General features: G+C 59.2%; 18 protein-coding genes. 12 read left to right on the top strand and 6 right to left on the bottom strand.

The window, feature by feature from the left end; all coding sequences use genetic code 11:
• The first annotated feature begins 729 nt into the window (after positions 1-729).
• From BM063_RS14510 to BM063_RS14480, 7 genes are all read left to right on the top strand, one after another.
• Positions 730-2559, top strand: coding sequence for a monovalent cation:proton antiporter family protein (locus BM063_RS14510; RefSeq protein WP_092040558.1), 1830 nt, complete (start codon positions 730-732; stop codon positions 2557-2559).
• Between the two features lie 109 nt (positions 2560-2668).
• Complete coding sequence (locus BM063_RS14505; RefSeq protein WP_092040555.1) at positions 2669-3094, top strand: PH domain-containing protein; 426 nt, start codon at positions 2669-2671, stop codon at positions 3092-3094.
• 452 nt (positions 3095-3546) lie between these two features.
• Complete coding sequence (locus BM063_RS14500) at positions 3547-4428, top strand: metal ABC transporter solute-binding protein, Zn/Mn family (protein WP_092040595.1); 882 nt, start codon at positions 3547-3549, stop codon at positions 4426-4428.
• Positions 4429-4451: 23 nt separating this feature from the next.
• On the top strand, positions 4452-5213 hold the full coding sequence (locus tag BM063_RS14495) for a metal ABC transporter ATP-binding protein (RefSeq protein ID WP_092040552.1): 762 nt from the start codon (positions 4452-4454) through the stop codon (positions 5211-5213).
• A 14-nt stretch (positions 5214-5227) separates the two neighbouring features.
• On the top strand, positions 5228-6523 hold the full coding sequence (locus BM063_RS14490) for a metal ABC transporter permease (RefSeq protein WP_092040549.1): 1296 nt from the start codon (positions 5228-5230) through the stop codon (positions 6521-6523).
• Positions 6520-7407 carry a metal ABC transporter permease gene (locus BM063_RS14485; protein ID WP_092040547.1) on the top strand — a complete coding sequence of 296 codons (888 nt, stop codon included), beginning with the start codon at positions 6520-6522 and terminating at the stop codon, positions 7405-7407. Before BM063_RS14490 ends, BM063_RS14485 begins: the two co-directional genes overlap by 4 nt.
• Before the next feature lie 167 nt (positions 7408-7574).
• Positions 7575-8357: an alpha/beta fold hydrolase gene (locus BM063_RS14480; RefSeq protein ID WP_092040544.1), complete on the top strand. Its 783-nt coding sequence runs from the start codon at positions 7575-7577 to the stop codon at positions 8355-8357.
• Between the two features lie 38 nt (positions 8358-8395).
• On the opposite strand, the gene BM063_RS14475 is transcribed toward BM063_RS14480, so the two are convergent.
• The 6 genes from BM063_RS14475 to BM063_RS14455 all read right to left on the bottom strand — a co-directional run bounded on the left by BM063_RS14475 (position 8396) and on the right by BM063_RS14455 (position 15143).
• A complete protein-coding gene (locus tag BM063_RS14475; RefSeq protein ID WP_092040542.1) occupies positions 8396-9775 on the bottom strand; it encodes a DCC1-like thiol-disulfide oxidoreductase family protein in 1380 nt (459 codons plus the stop codon).
• On the bottom strand, positions 9772-10371 hold the full coding sequence (locus BM063_RS14470) for a DUF5819 family protein (protein WP_143085376.1): 600 nt from the start codon (positions 10369-10371) through the stop codon (positions 9772-9774). The genes BM063_RS14475 and BM063_RS14470 overlap by 4 nt, the downstream gene beginning before the upstream one ends.
• A gap of 350 nt (positions 10372-10721) precedes the next feature.
• Positions 10722-11453: a hypothetical protein gene (locus tag BM063_RS14465; protein WP_092040537.1), complete on the bottom strand. Its 732-nt coding sequence runs from the start codon at positions 11451-11453 to the stop codon at positions 10722-10724.
• Positions 11454-11600: 147 nt separating this feature from the next.
• The gene (locus BM063_RS17870) at positions 11601-12566 is read right to left on the bottom strand and encodes an ATP-grasp domain-containing protein (RefSeq protein ID WP_218154450.1); all 966 of its coding nucleotides are present in this window, start codon (positions 12564-12566) and stop codon (positions 11601-11603) included.
• Positions 12563-13375, bottom strand: a complete 813-nt coding sequence (locus BM063_RS17865; RefSeq protein WP_218154449.1) for a GNAT family N-acetyltransferase — start codon at positions 13373-13375, stop codon at positions 12563-12565. The genes BM063_RS17870 and BM063_RS17865 overlap by 4 nt, the downstream gene beginning before the upstream one ends.
• A gap of 1 nt (position 13376) precedes the next feature.
• Positions 13377-15143 carry an N-acetylglutaminylglutamine amidotransferase gene (locus tag BM063_RS14455; protein ID WP_092040534.1) on the bottom strand — a complete coding sequence of 589 codons (1767 nt, stop codon included), beginning with the start codon at positions 15141-15143 and terminating at the stop codon, positions 13377-13379.
• A gap of 495 nt (positions 15144-15638) precedes the next feature.
• Between BM063_RS14455 and BM063_RS14450 the strand changes: the two genes are divergently transcribed.
• The 5 genes from BM063_RS14450 to BM063_RS18360 form a co-directional block, all read left to right on the top strand.
• Positions 15639-16625, top strand: a complete 987-nt coding sequence (locus BM063_RS14450; RefSeq protein WP_177199189.1) for a TAXI family TRAP transporter solute-binding subunit — start codon at positions 15639-15641, stop codon at positions 16623-16625.
• Positions 16626-16632: 7 nt separating this feature from the next.
• A complete protein-coding gene (locus tag BM063_RS14445) occupies positions 16633-17202 on the top strand; it encodes a DUF1850 domain-containing protein (protein WP_218154448.1) in 570 nt (189 codons plus the stop codon).
• Entirely contained in the window at positions 17178-19274 is a 2097-nt protein-coding gene (locus BM063_RS14440; protein WP_092040528.1) for a TRAP transporter permease, read from the top strand. The genes BM063_RS14445 and BM063_RS14440 overlap by 25 nt, the downstream gene beginning before the upstream one ends.
• A 386-nt stretch (positions 19275-19660) precedes the next feature.
• On the top strand, positions 19661-20092 hold the full coding sequence (locus tag BM063_RS17380) for a hypothetical protein (protein WP_143085375.1): 432 nt from the start codon (positions 19661-19663) through the stop codon (positions 20090-20092).
• On the top strand, positions 20076-20302 hold a 227-nt coding region (locus BM063_RS18360), incomplete at its 3' end, for a helix-turn-helix domain-containing protein (RefSeq protein WP_143085374.1). The genes BM063_RS17380 and BM063_RS18360, both read left to right, overlap by 17 nt.

Below are 20302 nucleotides of genomic sequence, written 5' to 3'. Positions count from 1 at the left end.
TCCTCGGCAAGGGGGCCGCTTGCACCGCTGGCAATCGAGGTGTATACAGCGGGTCCTTAAGGACGGGGTGTTCGCTGTAAGCTGCTTGGGCTGCGTTTTTTCGGAAGTGGGGATTCCAAAGTATGAAAAACCATCTGAAGGCCCGCGCGCAGTTGCCGTCCAATTTATGCGGGGCGAATGCCACGCGATGCGTCCCCGCCGGATTCCTTCTCCCGCCCGGCAAAAGGAACCGCTGGGGTGGATCGGTTCGGACCCCCCTCGTCCGGGTATCGTGGCCTTTTCCGCAATGTTCACAATGAAGGAGCAGAAGCCCATGTTCCGCTGAAATCCGTCCCTTTCCTCCAATGGTCGTTTCTAATAAGAAAGTCGCATCCGTTCGGAGAAGCGGGGGGCCGACCCGCTGTTCTTGAACGAGTCGGGCTTCCAGCTTTAATGGTTATGGATCCGCTAGGGTATTGCTTTTCCTTCGCCGTTTCGGCGTTCCCTAAACGTTTACTTCCTATCCCCGGCCTTTCACCTTCCAAGGCCAATGGGCGATAAACCCGTTTTGCCCGGGGAGGAGGGGCTTTTCCCTTTTGATGCGCCTTTGCGCCTTTTTTTCGCCGCGGGACGTGGAAGGGAAAATGGGGGCTTCACGGCCCGCCGGAAAAAAGAGTATGATTTATTGGCGGCCGCAAAGGATATTTAAAAAAACATGCATATCGGGCAAATCCGTTTCGGGAGGAGATCATGGAAGAATATCAGTCGGTTACATCCCTCATGATCGTGGTTCTCGTCTCTTTTTTTGTTCCGATCGCGCTGCACCGCCTGAAGATGAACTGGATCCCCGTCGTGGTGGCGGAAATCATCGTCGGAGCGGTGCTGGGAAAAAGCGGCCTTCAACTGATTCATGAGGACCATCTGCTGCAGCTTTTGTCCATGTTGGGAATCATCTATCTGATGTTTCTGAGCGGGCTGGAGATCGATTTCGACCTGATTTTGAAGAGTCGGAAGCACTCCGGCAAGCGCGGAAATCCGCTTGTGATCGGCATCGCCGGCTACCTCGGAATTTTGCTCCTATCCCTGGGACTGTCGTGGGTCATCTACGGCCTGGGGTATGTGAAGGACATCTTTTTCATGACGTTGATCATTTCCACCATTTCCGTCAGCATCACCTTGCCGGTGCTGAAGGACAAGGGGCTTCTCAATGATCCGCTCGGGCAATCCGTGTTGCTTACCGCCGTCATCGCCGATTTTTGCACGATGCTGTTGCTGGCGGTTCTGGTCTCCCTGCGCCGCACGGAGGAGGGAGTCTTCAACACCCTGTGGCTGTTGCTGCTCTTCGTCGTTTTTTTCGTCGTCTACCGCCTGGTCCGCCTCTTCCGGGCGTCCCGAATTCCGGAAAAGATCGGAAGAGAGACCATTTCCATCGGCACGCGGGGCGTTTTTGCGCTGATCCTGTTTTTTGTGGCGGTGTCGGAAGGGGTCGGGGCGGAAAACATCCTGGGCGCCTTTCTCGCCGGTGTGATCGTTTCCCTCATGTCCCCGGACAAATCCTTTGTGCGGCAGCTCAATGCCTTTGGGTACGGCTTTTTGATCCCCATCTTTTTTGTGAAGGTGGGGGCCGAATTGGATCTGATCGCTCTGGCGCGGGATACGAAGGCCTTGACCGTGCTTCCGCTTTTGCTTTTGGCCTTCTATGTTTCAAGGACCCTGGTCGTTCCCCTTTTCCGCCGGTGGTTTTCCTGGAGGGAGTCGATCGCCTCCGGAGTGCTGCTCAGCTGCACCCTGAGCTTGGTCATCGCGGCGGCGAAGGTGGGCCAGGAGATGGGGATTCTCGATCAGACGATGAACACCGCGCTGGTGTTGTCCGCGGTGATCGCCACCCTGGTCTCCCCCGTGCTGTTCCAACGGTTGATGCCGGACGATCGCGAGGAGCGGCGGACGAAGGTCTCCCTGGTCGGCATCAACGCGGTCACCCTGGCGCTTGCCCGGGATTTGGTCAGGGATCGGTACGATGTCACGCTCTACGGTTCGGACAAATCCAATCTGGAGGTCATGAACGAACGCCCCTTTGCCATCGTTCAATTGCCCGGCGTGGAACGGGAACATCTGGAGTCGCACGGGGTGTTTTCCAGCGACATCGTGGTTCTGTTCACCGCCGATGACAGCAAAAACCTCCGGCTGGCCCTGGAAGCGGAACGGCAGGGAGTGGAACGGATCATCGCCCGGGTGGAAAACAAAACGGAAGCAGGCCTGCCCGAGGATTCCCGCATCCGGTTGATTTCCAGCTTCTTCGCCAACAAGACGCTCCTCCGCTCCCTGATCGAGCATCCTTCGCTGGTTCGGCTCGTCTCCGAGAGCGAGGGGTATCTGCAGGAGATCCCCCTGTACAATCACGAGTTCGACGGCCGGCGCATCCGGGATCTTCCCTTCATCGGCGACACTCTGATTATCCGCATCTATCGCGACGGGGAAGTGGTCATGCCGCGGGGGGATACGGTGCTGAGGGTGGGCGACCGTCTGATCATCAGCGGAACGCCTTCCCATGTGCGCGAAGTGGAGCGAATGCTTAGCTGACATCCGAAAAGCCGGCGGAGAAGTGAGATCTCCGCCGTTTCCCTTGACACTCCGCCGGGAAGAGATAGAGTGAAAATAGCGGGAAAAAACCGGTGAGAGGAGAGTCCGCATGCAGGAAGAAACGATTTGGGAAGGATCTCCCTCCCATGTGGCCAAATGGGGAACCTATGTCTTGTGCCTGTTGTTCTTCTGGTTGATCGTTCCCATCTTCATCGCCCTGTACACGGCCCTGAGGCTGAAGACGACGAAGTACAAGCTGACCACGGAACGGCTGCGGGTGACCGAGGGGATCTTGTCCAAGCGGACGGAGGACCTGGAATTGTACCGGGTCCGGGACATCACTCTGGAGAAACCCTTCATCTTTCGACTGTTTTCCAAGGGGAACATCCGCTTGATCACCTCGGACCACAGCTCGCCCGACGCCCTGTTGATGGCCGTTCCGGAAGCGGACGAACTGATGGACCTGATCCGCAAACACGTGGAGATCTGCCGGGACCGCAAACGGGTCCGGGAGATCGGCATCGACACCCTTTGAGGGCAGGGATCGGCCCGGGCCGGAAGGCTTGGGCCTTTTTCGGGCGCAAAAGAGGGATCAGCGGAGGCTTTGCAGCTTTGACGGCCGGAGGGGCGAGGACCCGCGCTCCCGGCCGTCTTCTTTTTCCGGAAGAGCGGCCCCGGGCGCGGAGACGCCCCACGCCCGGGGCGCGTCGGCTTGGATATTTTTCCCGGGCGCATTGACACCCCGGCTGCCCCTTTAATAAAATGGAAATGAAGATTTGCCCTATGGAAACTTATATGCTCTACAGCAAATATGTTGACCTAGGGCCAATTAGTGCCCCGGTCCCCAGCGCCTGTGCATGACTTTTGCATGTACAGGAAAAACTGGTGGTTCCGGGTCGATCGTCGTCGGCTTTAGGGAGGAATTTCGCCGTGAAATATCCGGGGAAAATCCGTCGGGCTTTTGCCTTCCTCTTTCTCATCCTGGCGATGGCGACCGTCTCCGCCTGCGGCAAAACCCAGGCCGATCCGTCGCAGGACGGCGTGATTCAGGTTGTCGCGACGACGGGGATGGTGGCCGACATCGTCCGGGAGGTGGGCGGAGACCGCGTCCGGGTGACCAGTCTGATGGGCCCCGGCGTCGATCCGCACCTTTACAAAGCCACCCAAGGGGATATGGCCAAACTGGACCAGGCGGAGCTGATCTTCTACAACGGGTTGCATCTGGAAGGAAAGATGGACAAAATCCTGAAGCGGATGGGCCGGATCAAGCCGGTCGTCCCCGTGGCGGAAAAGATCGACCCGAAGCGGCTGATCCGGACGGAGGACGGTCAACCCGATCCGCACGTCTGGTTTGACGTCCAACTGTGGATCACCGCCGTGGAAACGGTCCGGGATCATCTGATCCAGGCGGATCCCGGGCGGAAGGCGGACTACGAAGCCCGCGCCGCCGCGTATATCGGGGAGTTGGAGGATCTGGACCGGTATGTCCGGAAGCAAATCGCTTCCATTCCCAAGAAGCGAAGGGTGTTGGTCACGGCCCATGACGCCTTCGGCTATTTCGGCCGGGCTTACGATATCCAGGTGGTCGGCCTGCAGGGCATCAACACCGCATCCGAATACGGGCTGAGCGATGTCCAGCAACTGGTGAATCTGTTGACGGAACGAAAGATCAAGGCGGTGTTTATCGAGTCGAGCGTTCCGAAGCGTTCCATCGAGGCGGTGGTCAAAGGGGCCGCGGCGAAGGGACACCGGGTGAGCATCGGCGGGGAGCTGTATTCCGATGCCCTGGGAGAAGCGGGGACGCCGGAAGGAACGTATGTCGGCATGATCCGGCACAATGTGGACACCATCGTATCGGCGCTGAAATGAGGAAATCGAGGAGGAGGGGAAACATGGAGAAAGGGACGGTTCCCATATCGGTGCGGAATCTGTCCGTCGCCTACCACCGCAAGCCGGTTCTCCGGGATGTTTCCTTTGAAACGCCGGAGGGGAAACTGATCGGGATCGTCGGTCCGAACGGCGCCGGGAAATCGACGCTGATCAAGTCGATTCTGGGACTTTTGCCCCTTACGTCCGGACAGGTCCGCATTTACGGAAAGCGGTATGAAAAGCAGCGGTCCATCGTCGGTTACGTCCCTCAGCGGGAATCCGTCGATTGGGATTTTCCGACCGATGTGCTGGATGTGGTGCTGATGGGGCGGTACGGACGGCTAGGATGGCTGAAGAGGCCCGGGAAAGCGGATAAGGAATTCGCCCTCGCCTGTCTGGAGAAGGTGGGCATGGCCGGCTACGCCCACCGCCAGATCAGCCAGCTCTCGGGCGGCCAGCAGCAGCGGGTTTTTCTGGCCCGCGCCCTGGCGCAGGACGCCAGGATCTACCTGATGGATGAGCCTTTTGCCGGCGTGGATGCCGCCACGGAAAAGGCGATCATAAAGGTGCTGAACGAGCTGAAAGGGCAAGGGAAGACGGTGATGGTCGTCCATCACGACCTGCAGACGGTCCGGGAATATTTCGACTGGCTGCTCCTGTTGAACATCCGTCCGATCGCCTTCGGCCCCACCTCCCGGGTGTTCACCGCGGACAATCTGCAAAAGACGTACGGCGGCCGGTTGACCGCCCTGCCCCAGGTGGCGGACCCGGTCTACACGGGGTGAGGCCGGTGGACGGCATGGCGGTCCTTCGCGCTTTTGTCACCGACCCGAATGCCCTCTGGGTTCTGGGCGGGACCACCCTGCTCGGAGTGAGCAGCGGGGTGATCGGCTCCTTCGCCTTTTTGCGCAAGCGCGGGTTGATGGGCGACGTGCTGGCCCACGCCGCCCTGCCCGGCATCTGCATCGCCTTTATGTTGACCGGTTTGAAGCACCCCCTGGTTCTTCTGGTCGGGGCGATCGCGACGGGAATTTTGGCCTCCCTGTCCATCAACGGGATCATCCGCCATTCGCGCCTCAAGGAGGACACCGCCCTCGCCCTGGTGCTCTCCGTCTTTTTCGGCGTGGGCATCGTCCTCCTCACCCTGATCCAGCAGAGCGGAGCGGGAAACCAGAGCGGCCTCGACAAGTTTCTGTTCGGTCAGGCCGCCTCCCTCGTGGATGAGGATCTGGCGGTGATGGGAGGCGTCTCCGCCCTGCTGCTGCTCATCAGCGCCTTGTTCTTCAAGGAACTGAAACTGCTCTGCTTCGATGCCGCCTTCGGCCGGAGCCTGGGTTTTCCGATGGGAGCGATCGATCTGTTGCTGATGTCGATGCTGGTGGTCGGCGTCGTGATCGGGCTGCAGGCGGCGGGCGTCGTCCTGATGGCGGCCCTGATCATCACGCCGGCCGCCGCCGCCCGATACTGGACGGACCGGATGGGCCGGCTGGTGGTTTTGTCCGCCCTGTTCGGGGGAGCGTCGGGAGCGCTGGGAACGGTGATCAGCACCTTTTCCCTCCACCTTCCCACCGGTCCGCTGATCGTTCTGGCCGCGACGGCCGTCTTCCTGTTCTCCCTCCTTTTCGCGCCCAGGCGGGGACTTCTGGCCAGGGCGCTGAACCTGGCCGGAAACCGCGCGCGCACGGCCCGGGAAAACCTGTTGCGCGCGCTGTATGAGGAGGGGGAGCGCACGGGGGAAAACCGGGTCTCCATCCACGAGCTAACAACCTCTCAAGGGCTCTCCCGCCGCCGCCTGGCGTCCGTCCTGCGCGCCCTCGCGAAGCATGGATTGGTCGAGTTTCCTTCCGAGGGGGAGGTTTCCTTGACGGAAAAGGGGCTGAAGGCCGCTTACGACATCGTTCTGCGGTGGCGCATGGTGGAGATGTGGCACATGCATGAAAGCCGGTTGGGGTCTCCCGCCGCCGATGTCGATTATCTCACCGAACCGATCCCCGCCGAGATCTTCAACCAGCTGTGGGATCTGTTGGCGACCCACGGACGTCTGCCGAAATGGCAGCCGCTGGATCCGGGGATGAAAGGAGGCGGGACGGGGTGAACCATTTCTGGATCATTCTGACCGGTGCGCTGGTTGCCTCCGCCTGCGGATTTCTCGGATGCTTTCTGATTCTCCGGCGGATGGCGATGGTGGGGGACGCCATCAGCCATGCGGTTTTGCCGGGGATCGCCGTCGCCTTTTTGCTCAGCGGCAGCCGGGAATCGCTCCCGATGTTGCTGGGGGCGGCCGCCTTCGGCCTGCTGTGCACCTTTTTGATCCAGACGCTGCGCAGGCGCGGGGTTCAGAACGACGCGGCCATCAGCATCTCCTTCACCGCGCTGTTCGCCGTCGGCGTGGTGCTCATCTCCCTCTATTCGCGCCAGGTGGATCTGGATCTCGACTGCGTCCTCTATGGGGAAATCGCCTACGTCCCCTGGGATGTCCTGATGGTGGGCGAAACCGCCATCGGCCCCAAGGCGGTCTGGGTCAACGGCTTCGCCTTTGTCCTCGCCCTGACCGTGATCGGACTGTTTTACAAGCAGTTCAAGATTTGCGCCTTCGATCCCCAGATGGCCGCGGCCATCGGCATCCCGGTCGCTTTGTTCCACTATCTGCTGATGGGCCTGGTGTCGATCACCACCGTTTCCGCCTTCGAAAGCGTCGGGGCGATCCTGGTCGTGGCCATGCTGATCGTTCCGGGGGCGACCGCCTATCTGCTGACCGACCGTTTGGGACGGATGCTGGGACTCAGCGTCCTGATCGGAACCCTCAGCGCCGCACTCGGCTACGTCTTGGCCGTGTGGCTCGATGTCTCCATCGCCGGCGCGATGACGGTCGCCGCCGCCCTGTTGTTCCTCCTGGCGTTTCTGTTCTCGCCTCTCCACGGGATCGTCACCCGCCGCTTGATCCTGCGGCGGCTGAAAGCGGCCGGAGCGGAAAAATGAGCGAAGCGGGCGCATTGCAGCGCCCGGGGCTTCGGCTCAATTGGCGACTTGCCGCAATTTCGGGTAAGGCAAAAAACTCCGGACACATTTGTCGTCTTTGCGATACTCACCCGTGCCTTCCGGGTGAGTATCTTATTTTAGACGACAAATGGAACGGAGGGATCGGCATGGGCTATTTTGTCTGTGTGGAACCGGGAGTGAGCCTGTACGTGGAGGACCTCAACCCCGCGGGAAAAAAGACCCTCGTCTTTCTGCACGGCTGGCCCTTCAGCCACGAACAGTTTGAATACCAGTTCAATGTGCTTCCCGCCAAGGGGTACCGCTTGATAGGGATTGACTGGAGAGGGTTCGGCCGTTCGGATAAACCCGTGCACGGATACCACTACAACCGGTTGGCCGATGATGTCCTGGCGGTGGTCGATGCGCTCGGGTTGGACGACTTCACGCTCGTGGGCCATTCCACGGGAGGAGCGATCGCTGTCCGTTACGCGGCCCGGCATCGCGGGCGCGGATTATCCAAGCTCGTCCTCATGGACGCGGCGGCCCCCGCAGGCTTTACGAAAGAGACCGCCGACCGGCTCCTCGCCGCGTCGCTGAACGACCGGCCCAAGATGGTGCGGGAAGTGATCGACGACTTTTTCTTTCAGTACATCAGCAGGCCCTTTTCGGACTGGTTTTTCCGATTGGCCCTGCAGGCGGCGGGATGGTCGACGGCGGCGATCATCCGGACCCTGAGGGATGAAAGGCTGGATGCCGATCTGCCCAGGATCCATGTCCCCACATTGATCGTTCACGGCATTCACGACAAGGTGATTCCCTTTTCCCAGGCCGAGGAACTGAGTCGAAGAATCGACCGTTCACGGCTGGTCCCGTTTTTGTACAGCGGCCACGGCCCCTTCTGGGAGGAGCGGGACAAGATGAACCGGCTGTTGATGAAGTTTGTCGGATGATCTTCCTTCATCTCCTCCCGGAAAGGTCGCGCGAAACTTCACTTGTCGAGGGTGACCGGTCCCTTTTTTCCGTCCTCCAGGGAGCAATGTCCGTCGCATCCGCCGGTGGGGAGGATCGTGCGCCGGCCGGCGATGAAGTCGTAGGCCCGTTGACCGATGCCGATCCAGCGGGCCAAAAGGAGAAGGGGCACCGCCGGCCAGAGGGGAAGTAGCCGGGTTGCCATCTGGATCACGGCGTCGATTCCCTCGGCGAATCGCCGGCCGTCCGCCGTGCTGTGCATGCGGCGCTCCACCTTGTCGGCGTCCAGCCCGTACCGTTCGATGACGCCGGGCTCCCGGAAGGAGACGAAGCGGATCAGGGAGAACCAATCCAGCTTGCGGGAGGAGGCGACGCTGGCCCGGCACAGGGGGCACCAGCCGTCGTAGAAGACGATCAACTGCCTGCCCTTAACGGCGGGAAGGGAGGCGATGCGGTCCCTCAGAAGGCGGAGCGGTCCGGCGGCCTTTGCTCCCGCCCGCCGCGCGGCGGCGCCGATGAGGCGGTAATCCTTGTCGGTCAAAAGGATCAGCTCGCTTCCGATCATGATCCAGGAAAATCCGATGAGCCCCATGAACAGGGCGATTCCGCCGTGAAAGAGGACGGCACATCCCACGGCGATCAGTTTGGTGATCCGGTTCAGAAGCAGGAAGGGGAAGGAGACCTGGAAGATCACCGTGGCGTAGCTCAATAAAACCAGGAGGAACTCCGATTCCCAGAGCCATTCGCTGATTCCCGGCCAGTGGAATTCCTGGACGCGCGTGGCGTAGTACAGGGCGGTTCCTTCCTGCCAGTAGGCTCCCATCACTTTATACATGCCCGCGGTGAAATACAGGAGGGCGAGCTGAAGGGCCGCTGCCAGGACGGCGGCGTTGTGGAGGACCGCCGACATCTCTCTTGCGACGCCCTTTCTTCCGGGAGAAGACGTTTTTCTCCTCCGCAGGGCGTCCAGCGAAAAACGCGCCCCCGTTTGGGCGAACAGAAGATAAAACAGCTGGATGCGCAGGATGTTGTCGCCGCCGTTGGTGAGATGGGGGTTCCGGAAATAAAAGGACCAGAACAGGATGAAGGTGAGCACGCCGGTCAGGCGGGTGCGGTATCCGATCAGATAGAGAAAGGCGACGACGATTCCCGCGTGGTACACCAGCTCGAAAAACCAGGGCTCCCCGCTCAGGTGGAACAGGGTGAGGATGCCCCGGGCTTCTGCCATCTCCAGGAAGGCATCGTGGGGCAAAAGGCCGCCGGGTCCCCACAGAAGATACCGTTCGGCATAATGGCTGATGAAATAAAAAAGAAGGAACAGGCCGTAAGCGATGCGGGCCAGGCTGACACCCGTGAGCAGGTGTTCCGTGGTGAGGAGGCGATGCAGCTTCCGGATCACGGCTTTCGCCCCCCAACGTCCCGCACCGTCATCCAATCGGTCTCGTCAAAGTAGAGGGTGCCCATTTGGTCGGGCCTTTGCCGCTCCGGATAACGGGGAAACCGGTTGAGGACGATCCGCACCTTGACCTTATCCACATTCGCGAGATTCGTTTCCTCGTTCAAAAAGTGCAGGGCCAGACGGCGCAGCATCCGGAGGCCCCGGGCCTTTCGGTCCGGGTCTTCGCTTCGGTACATGGCGATGGCGGAGGTCTGGAAGCGGAGGGCCCGGCTGCCGTTGAACAGCCGGTTTTCCCATATTTCCCGCACCCGGGGCCGGGTGATGTCCATCCACGGCGTTTCCCGGATTTCACCGGTTGCCGGGTCGCGGTATTTGGCCTTGATCACAAGGGAGCGGTGCTGGGAAATCGGGTCGGGGGCAAACAGTTGCCAGTTTTGGGCGAAGAGGGGATCCATGTACCGCTGAAGGGGTTCAGAAAAGCGCCTTTTCAGCAGATTGTCGGGGGCCAGATAAAGGATGGTCAGCAGGAAGTGCATTGCCAGAAGCAGGCCCAGCCCTCCCGCCCAAATCCAGACGATTCTTCGACGGATATGCAAAAGGGATCACCCCCGTCGGCCGTCAAGTCCATCGTTACCATTGTAAGCTTTGTCCCACGGGGAGAAAAGGGATGAAAGGCCTGTTCAGGAATCTGCGCCGTATTTGCGGAATTTTCCGGCACTTACCCGGGGGTTCCGAGCGGCTTAAATCCTTTGCCTGAGCCTCCCGCGCAAGCCTTCGGCATCCGGAAAATCGCCACGGTGGGGGATTTGCGCATCGGGGGGATTGGGTCGGGGCGATTTCTGCGAAGGAAAGCGGGAGCCACGCGCGAGGGATGCGATGGGGCCCGTGACATCGTTTGTCGTCTCCGATGCGATCACCGGGGTTGTCCCTTTTTCCTTTCCATCCGTCAAGGAAGTGGCGCATCAAGGATTTGCGCCGTCCCGGGGACGGTTTCCGGCTCCTCCCGCTGTCCGGGCGTCGGATCGATTCCCAATTGGCGGAGGGCGAAGCGGTATTCCTCGCGCAATTCGGCTTTTCCCCACACCTTTGACCACAGGATCTTGGCCGCCTGTTCCTTGCGTCCGGCCTCCAGACAGGCCGCCACCATCTGGATCCAACCGCCCGGAGGAGGGGCCAATCGCTCGTCGCCGCTTTCCCAGCCCTCCACGATGTCCCGGCAGGACCGATAGCGGTTGAGAAAGGGGAGGACATAGGTTTTCACATATTCCCCCAGAAAAGGGCCGAGGTCGGTAAGATCCTCTTCGCCGAAGAGGATCCATCGGGTATTCGCCCTATCCGGACTGACCAGTCCCACGGACTGGTGCACGAGGACCTCCGGATTTTTCTTCGCCGTTGTTTCTTCTCCCATTAGCTTTTGCACCTGCTTGCCGAGGCCCGGTTTCCGGACGGTGATGCGGGGACATAGGTAGGCAAGCACCGGATCGGTCCGCCGGCGGGACAAGCGGAAGGCAAATTCCAGCGCCTGCCGCCCGGAGGAATCGCCCCTCCAGAAACGGAGGGACCGGCGCCAGCAAAAACCCTCCGGTTCGAGCAACGGCCAAATGTGCTCTTCCAAAAAGGGCACCAGCAGGTTTTTTACACGTTGTCGCCGGTTCCGCGGTTTCGTGACGCTGATCATGAACGCTCTCCCTCATATGTGAATGGACCTTGAGAACGGCTTGTGAGATCAAGGGAATAGGCCCCGTCGTGCAAGGGGCTTTCTGCCAATACACCTTGCCGGGATGGTCGCTTTTTTCACAATTGTCTCAATCCTGTGCACCCCTTGTCAACCGGCCCGCTCCTTCGCCTCTTCCTTGGTCTCCGGAAAGAGAAAGTCGATGAACCGTTCCGCCGTGGGCTGAGGTTCATGGTTGGCCAATCCGGGACGTTCATTGGCTTCGATGATGACGTAGCGCTCCCCGGTGTAGTCGGGTACGATGAAATCGAAGCCGACGACGGGAATGTCCAGAATGCGGCTCGCCTCCTCGGCGATTCGCCGCAATCGGGGGGGCACCTGGTCGGTCACGTCGCGGATGGTTCCCCCCGTGTGGAAGTTGGCCGTCTTGCGCAGGGGCACCGTTTTTCCCGCGGGAGGAACCGCATCCCAGTCGAAACCGGCCTGCCGGACCACCCGGCGGGTTTCTTCGTCCAAGGGAATCCGGGCTTCGCCGCCGGTTTGCTCCCGGAGCTTCCGGTTGGCTTTCTCCGCCAGCTGACGAACGGTGTGACGGCCGTCTCCGGTCACTCGGGCGGGGGTCCGCTCGATGGCCGCCACGAAGGCGTGGTCGATGACGATAATCCGGAGATCCCTTCCCTTTACATATTGCTCCAGTACCACCTCATCCCCGTTTTCCGCGGCAAAACGGAAAGCCCGTTCCACCTCTCCGGGAGTGGATACATCCACGGTAATGCCTGCGCCCTGTTCCCCCCGGAGGGGCTTGACGACGGCGCTTCCCCACTTTTTCAGTTGCGTTTCCGCAGCGGAGCGGATCTCTTCCGGATTCGCATCCCGGCTGAGAACCACCTGTTCCGGCACGGAGAATCCCTCCCGCTTTAGGAGCCGGCGGGTGAGCGCCTTGTTTTCGCAAATGGTCATGGCGACGGCGGAGGTCCGGTCGGTGAGGGATTCCCGGCAGCGGATCCGCTTCCCATTATGCTCCAGGACAAACATGCCTGTCGCTTTGTCGATCACTTTCACTCGAATTCCCCGGCGCTTGGCTTCATCGATGAGAATTTGCGCGTAAATGTTCACGGTTTGGGTCCTCCCGTGTAATAGATCCGGTTGATTTCGTTTTTTCGCTTGACCACGAAGACGGGCACCCGGCGGAAGCCGAGGGAGCGGTACAGCCGGATAGCCCTGTGGTTGTCGTGGAGAACGGACAGGTCCAGGTATTCCCGCCCTTTGGCCAGGTAATGTTCCGCCACGCAACGGACGAGGGCGCGGCCGACCCCTCGGGCCCGTCGGTCCGGGTCCACCGCCAGGCACCAAAAGCTGGCCCCGTTTTCCGGATCGTTGAAGGCCTCCTTGTGGTCGATTCCCGTAATCGTGCCGATGATCCGCCCGTCGGTGGAATCCTCGGCGACAAAATAGCTGAAGGTGTGGGTTTTTTGATTTTCCACGATGGTGGAGACGGGGCTTTCGATCAGGCCGCATTTCCGGTAGATGGTGTTCACCTGCTCTGCGTCCTCTTTCCCCTTCAGCAGACGGATGTGGAAATGGGAAGATCGTTTCCGCGGCATCCGGTAATGGTGCAGCCACAGGCGGTAGGTGTGGGAGGGGTCAACAAACAGCAGGTTGGGGGCTTTGGCCAGCAACACGTGATGGTTTTTGACGTAGATGGCCAAATCCCGCTTTCCCGCAGGTTCCGAGGAAAAGATGTCGATAATCCGGTTGTGGTCGGAGAAGGTTTGTCCGAAAATCAGCCTTCCCCATCCGCAGAAAAGGGCGGTATTGCGCTTGATTCCCCGTGTTTTGACTGGCGGCGGCTCCTCGACCCATCCGGACGGGGGCATTGTGGAGATGGAGCGCCTCAAGTGTCGGACCAACGTGCGCTGAGTCATGTCAACACCCCATTTCCTCCAGCCAGAATTCCAACAGGGCTAGCTGCGACAGTTTGCTGCCTCCCAGCACGGTAATGTGCTCTTCCGGGGCGGCCAGCAGTTTTTCCACGTATGCCGGTCGGAACAAACCTCGGCTGCGCGCCCGGTCGGACAGGAGAATATCCCGGGCGAATTCCAGGTACTCCCCACGCAGGTACTTAAGGGCGGGGACGGGGAAGTAGCCCTTTTTCCGGTAAATGATCCGGCGGGGGAGCAGGCGTTCCGCCGCTTTCTTCAGGATCCCCTTTCCTCCTCCGGACAGCTTGATTTCCGGCGGCATGGCGGCCGCCAGCTCCACCAGTTCGTGATCCAGGAAGGGCACCCGGGCCTCCAACCCCCAGCTCATGGTCATGTTGTCCACCCGCTTGAGGGGATCGTCCACCAGCATCACGGTGATGTCGAGCCGGAGAGCCCGGTCGACGGGATGGGAGGCTCCGGGCATGCCGAAGTGGTCGCGGACGAATTGTTTGGACCAGTCGTCCCCGTGATATTCCGGCTCCAGCGCCTCCAGGATTTCCAGGTGGTCCCGGTCGAAAAAGGCTTTTTCATACCGGTCCGACGGGCGGCCGGTTCCGTCGTTCACCCGGGGATACCAGTGGTATCCCGCAAACACTTCATCGGCGCCCTGGCCGCTCAGCACCACCTTTGTCTCCCGGCTCACCTCCCGGGACAGGAGATAAAATCCGACGGCGTCGTGGCTCGTCATCGGTTCGGACATGTTCCGGATGCAATCCTGCAGGTGGGGAAGGAGCTGTCTGGAATCGATGAAATACTTGCGGTGTTGCGTGCCGAACATCTCGGCGACCTGATCGCTGTAACGGAACTCGTTACCCTCTTCTCCGGCTACATCCTCAAAGCCGATGGAATAGGTCCGGAGGGACTCGGGTTCCATCCGCGCCATCAAGGCGACGATCAGACTGGAGTCCACTCCGCCGCTCAACAGCGCGCCGACGCGAACGTCGCTCACCATCCGCCGCTTGACACTGGTTTCGAGGGTGTGAAGGAGTCGTTCGATCCACTCCTCTTCGCTCAGGTTCCATTTTTCGTCGAAATTCAGCTTCCAGTAGGTTTGCTTGCTTTTCCGTCCGTTTGATTCGATGACCAGTAGGGTGGCCGGTTCCAGTTTTTGAACGTTCTCGAAGATGGTCAGGGGTGCCGGGATGACGCCGTGAAAGGTGAGGTAGTGGTGGAGCGCCCGCTTTGAAAGCCGGGGACGGACGGCGTCCGCCCGCATCAGGGCCTGGATGTTGGAAGCGAAATAGAAGGTGCTGCCCTCATCCACGTAATAGAGGGGCTTGATTCCCAAGCGGTCGCGTCCCAGGATACACCGTCTTCGCTTGGCGTCGTAGAGGCAGAAGGCGAACATTCCCTTGAGGCGGGTGACGAAGGTGTCTCCCCAGGCGTGGTAGGCCTTCAGGAGAACCTCCGTGTCGCTGGAGGAGAAAAACCGGTATCCCATGGTCGTAAGCTCCCGCTTCAATTCGCGAAAGTTGTAAATCTCCCCGTTGCACACGACGGTAAGTCCCAGCTCTTCGTCCACCATCGGTTGCCGTCCCTTTTCCGTCAAGTCGATGATGCTGAGGCGGCGATGGCCCAGGGCCACGCCCGGTTGTACCAGCCAGCCCTCGTCGTCGGGACCGCGCCGCTCCAAGGGGGGAAGCATTGAGCGCAATTGATTTTGTTGGATCCGGTTGTCGTCCAGATCGATAATTCCGCAAATGCCGCACATGAGTCTTCACATCACTCCTCACTGAAGAAGAATATTTGGGAACCGATTGGGGAAGCTTGAGAAAAAGAGGGGAAAGCATGGGCGGTTTAAAGGAGATTTTTCAAGAGTTATTCCTGCGTCAAGTCGAGGTTTCCTGGCAGATCTCCGGGAAGAAGGAGCGCGAGTATCCTGCATGGGGGACGGAGCGGACGCCCCGGTGATCGAGTGGAGGGAAATGGACAATCTCAATCGGTTATGTATGGCGCAAAAGGTGCTGCATCGGACTTTGGTTTTGAATAATAGGGCGACAGGTACGGTATGTTATATAACCGGAATCGAAGGGAATCAAACGGGTTTTTTCACGGCGGTTCTTCATGCCCATAATGCGGAATATTAAGACATAAGAAACCGATTCCATTTACATGAAAATCATTCATATTGTACAATTATGCTGAAAGTTTATTGTATAATAAGTGTGCTGTTTGCGTCTGCACGATAACAAAGGGGGTCATACAGGTGAAAAAGTGGTCCGTACTACTCACTCTCGTTCTCATCACATCGGTCTTTTTGGCAGCCTGCGGCCAAAGCGGATCCGGTGGCAATGAGGGTGGAGGCAGCCAGGATCTTTCTTTGGCGACGGGAAGTACCGGCGGCACGTATTATCCGTTGGGCGGTGCCATTGCCAACGTTTGGAATAAAAATGTGGAAGGTGTGAACGTCACGGCTCAGGCCACGGGCGCTTCCGTTGAAAACCTGGCCCTTCTCGCCAAGGGGGAAGCCGACCTGGCGATGGTGGTCAACATGAACGCCGACGATGCCTACAACGGCCGGGCCGATTTCAAAGGCCAGAAGGTGACCAATTTCGGGGCGATGGGCGTCGTTTACCCGGAAGTGGTGCAGGCCGTGGCGGCCAAGGACAGCGGTATTAAAACCATTTCGGACCTCAAAGGGAAGCGGGTCGCCGTGGGTCCCCAGGGCAGCGGAACGGTCAACACCACGAAACACATTCTTGAAGCGTATGGACTCACCTTTGACGATATCCAGCCTTTCTACGACAGCTTCGGCGATGCCGCCACCAAGCTGAAGGACGGCCAGGTCGATGCGATCTTCGGACTGTTGAGCCTGCCTGCGTCCAACATCGAAGACATCACGACCGCCAAGGAAGTTCGCCTGCTCGAAGTGGACGACAAGGCGATGAAAAAGTTGCAGGAAAAATACCCCTTCTATCAGCCCCTGACGGTCAAGGGCGGCACCTACAAGGGACAGGATGAAGATGTCCAGACGGCGACCCTGAAGGCCGTCATGTACGCCAACAACGAACTGAGCGAAGATCTCGTCTACAATCTGACCAAGATCATGTACGAGAAAAAGGATGATATCGCCAGCGCCCACCAGGCAGGCAGCCAGATCGACCTGGAGAAAGCGCTGGAGGGTGTGACCACGCCGATTCATCCCGGTGCGAAGAAATACTTTGAAGAAAAGGGTATTCCGCTGCCGGAGTAATACGCGAATGAAAAAGCGCGGATTGAAACCCCGTCTCGGTTGGAAGAAGGGGGCCGCCCTCGGCCTCCTTCTTCTCCTGATGGGCTTCCTTTTCGCTTGGTTTTCCTCCGGCTGGGCGGTGTTGAAAGTTGTCGATATGGAGCGGGAGCGGGTTGTTTTCCGACGTTTGATTCGCGTCGGGGAAACCTTTTCCATGGTCCACACCCACTCCATCACCAAACGCCCCGTCCGGGAAACATTCCGGGTGACGGAGGATCGTCGGATCGCCATCGTGGAGATGGAGTTTGATCGCTTCGGAGCCAATCTGCCGGTCCGGCCGGAGAAGGACGGAGACGGATTGACGGAGTTTCTCGTCCGGGACGGGAAATATGTGGTTCGCTATGATGAGACCGTCTATCCGTCACTGGATCTGCGGGTGGGCCAAGTGATCGCCCGACATCGCCTGCATTTCGACGACGGCACCGTCGCCGACCTGGCGCGGCTTGCGGGGGGTGGAACCTATGTTCAAATCCGGGCAGACTCCTTGATATCAGTGGTTGAGGAGGTGTTACCGTGGCGAAACAAGCCGCAAAAGTGACGGAACCCGCCAACGGCCAAAACGTGGAACGCGTTTTGGAGAAATACGACCGGGAACATGCTTTTCGAAAAAATCTGGGGAAAATCAAATGGGTTGTCACCGCGCTGGCAGTCGGGCTCGCCCTGTTTCAGCTGTACACGGCCTTTTTCGGCACCTTGCCCTCCCAGCTGCAGCGGGCGCCGCACTTGACCGTGGCGTTGGCAATCATCTTTTTGCTTTATCCCTGGAAAAAAGGGAAGACGGACAGCAAAGTGTCCGTCCTGGACATTCTGCTTGCCCTGCTCGCCTTGGGCACCGGGGTTTATCACGTGATCTTTTACGATGAATTGGTGAACCGGTTTCTCTACACCGATCTGGATATCGCCGTTTCCGTCATCGGGGTGTTGCTCACCCTGGAGGCCGCCCGGAGGGTTGTGGGACTTCCCTTGGTGATCGTGGCGTCCCTCGCCTTGCTTTATGCCTATTTCGGGCCTTATATCCCCGGGTTCGCCCAACATCAGGGCTTCAGCCTGGAACGGATCAGCACCTTCATGTTCCTGGGGACGGAGGGGATTCTGGGTATTCCCATCGCCATTTCCTCCACGTTTATTTACCTGTTCCTCTTTTTCGGCGTCGTGCTGCGCCACACGGGGATCAGCCAGTTTTTCAACGATCTGGCCTTTGCCATCACCGGGAGGATGGTGGGGGGGCCGGCCAAAGCGGCCGTGGTGGCCAGCGCCTTTCAGGGGATGGTCACCGGAAGCTCCGTCGCCAACACCGTCGGTTCCGGCAGTTTCACCATTCCGCTGATGAAAAAGACCGGTTATCGGCCGGAATTTGCCGCGGCGGTGGAAGCGTCGGCCTCCACCGGAGGGCAGCTGATGCCTCCGATCATGGGAGCGGCCGCTTTCCTGATGATCGAGTTCATCGGGATGGAGTACGGACAGATCGCCCTGGCGGCGACGATTCCCGCGGTGCTTTATTTCGCCGGCATTTTCATCGCCGTGCACCTGGAGTCCAAACGGGTGGGCATCCTCGGCTTGCCCGCCGACCAGATCCCCCGCCTCAAGGAAGTGATGTTGCAAAGGGGGTATCTTCTGCTGCCGCTTCTTGCGATCATCGGCGTTTTGGTCATGGGGCAATCCCCCATTACCGCCGCCCTGATCGCAATCCTGGTGGCGGTGACGGTCGGTCTGTTCGAAGGCGGGTCCCTGAAGCAGACGCTGGTTGAGCGCTGGTATCTTCTGCTGCCCCTTTTGGGACTGCTGTACCTGGTCTTCAGCAAGACGTCGCTTCCCGCCACCTGGGGAGCGTTGGGCCTGCTTTTTGTCGCCTTCCTGATCCATCAATTCCGGCATTCCCAATTTACCTTCAAGGACTTGATCGTCGTGTTGGAAGAGGGGACCCGGACGGCCCTCGGAGTGATCGCCGCTTGCGGCGCCGCGGGGATTATCGTCGGCGTGGTCACCCTGACCGGCCTGGGATTGAAAGTGGCCGGCGGGATCATTGAGCTGGCCGGGGGCATCTTGATCCTCACGTTGTTCTTCACCATGATCGCCTGCATCATCCTGGGGATGGGCGTCCCCACGACGGCCAACTACGTCATCATGGCGACGATGGCGGCCCCGGCGATCATCAAATTGGATCCGACGATTCCGCTGATCGCCGTCCATCTGTTCGTCTTCTACTTCGGAATCGTGGCCGACATCACGCCGCCGGTGGCGCTGGCCGCCTACGCCGGGGCGGGAATTGCCAACGCCAACCCCTTCAGGGCGGGAGTGACGGCCACCAAGCTCGCCGTCGGCGCCTTCCTCATCCCGTATATCTTTGTGCTGAATCCGGTGTTGGTGCTGGAGGGGGCCACCTGGTGGAACGTCCCCCTGGCGGTGGCAACCGCCTTGATCGGGATGTTCGGAGTCAGCGGCGCGATGCTCGGTTACTTCCGCACCCATTGCAACCTGTTGGAACGCCTCATCCTGTTTGTCGGCGGAATCAGCCTGATCTATCCGGGGCTGGTCACCGATGCGGTCGGGATCGGGATTCTCGCCCTGATCTACTTCCTGCAGGCGCGCAGATCGGCCAAAACGAGCTGATCCGCTTGGAAGCGGCAAAACAAAACCGCGGTTGCCTGACGGGGGGCTCCTTAAGCCTCCCGTTTTTCGTTTTTTTTTGGGATTTTTAGCCCGAAAGTTGTAGTCATATCGTAAGTAAGTCGTATTCGCCGCCGGGCGCGTTGCAATCTCTTACTGTTTATGGAGAAAATGTCTAAGAAAAAAGAAAAAAGTGTTGACGTTTGTCGAATCTATTAGTATATTCCTGGTAGGCAGAAACCATCAGAGGAAGAACTTCTCGGTTCGCACCGGGGGGTTCGGTGTTTTTGGGCAGGCGAAGGGTTCGCTTCCTCCGGATCGTTCCCCGCGATTCATCGTCGGTCGGGAATTGCGTACGGGAATAAAACAAGGGGGTTTTTCAGCGATTGATGAGGAAATCGCTCATTGCTGCCTTTATCGTGTTTTTCGGTACCACTTTTGTGGCGATGCCTGTCGCTTCCGCCAATCCGTTCAGTGATTTTATTCGCATTTTCACCGGAGGCGACAATGGCGGGATGGACGAGGAGGAGATGCCCGGCGTAGAGAACCCCGGTAATGAGGATGGTGAAAATTCCGGAGGGGACCAGACCGGAGGATCTCAGCCGGAACCGGAAGAGGAAGATTCCACTGAAGGCAACGTTCCGATTGAACAGCCGGATCTTCCCGAATCTCCCGCCCAGGAGGGCTCTCAGGCGAAGTCCGGAAATTCCGGCGGCCAATCTAATGCCCCGTCGACTAACTTAGATCGGGAAATTCCGAAGGAAAATGTTACCTCATGGTCGAATGGATTCATAGGTGATCGAAATGATTTTCGTTCGTGACTTGACCACCAAGGAAGGCAATCAATTAAGACATATCATTCGAAAAGGATCCCATCCGGTGAAAGTCCGGCGGGCAATGGTTATTCTGGCATCCGCCCAAAAGATGACCGTCCCAAACATCGCCCGACTGTATCACCTATCCGAGGATCACGTTCGACGGTTGATTCACCGGTTTAATAAGGAAGGGATGAAATCGCTTCACCCCCGTTA

It is taken from the genome of Planifilum fulgidum (assembly GCF_900113175.1).
GTDB lineage: Bacteria > Bacillota > Bacilli > Thermoactinomycetales > DSM-44946 > Planifilum > Planifilum fulgidum.
This window is presented reverse-complemented; position numbering and strand designations above follow the sequence as displayed.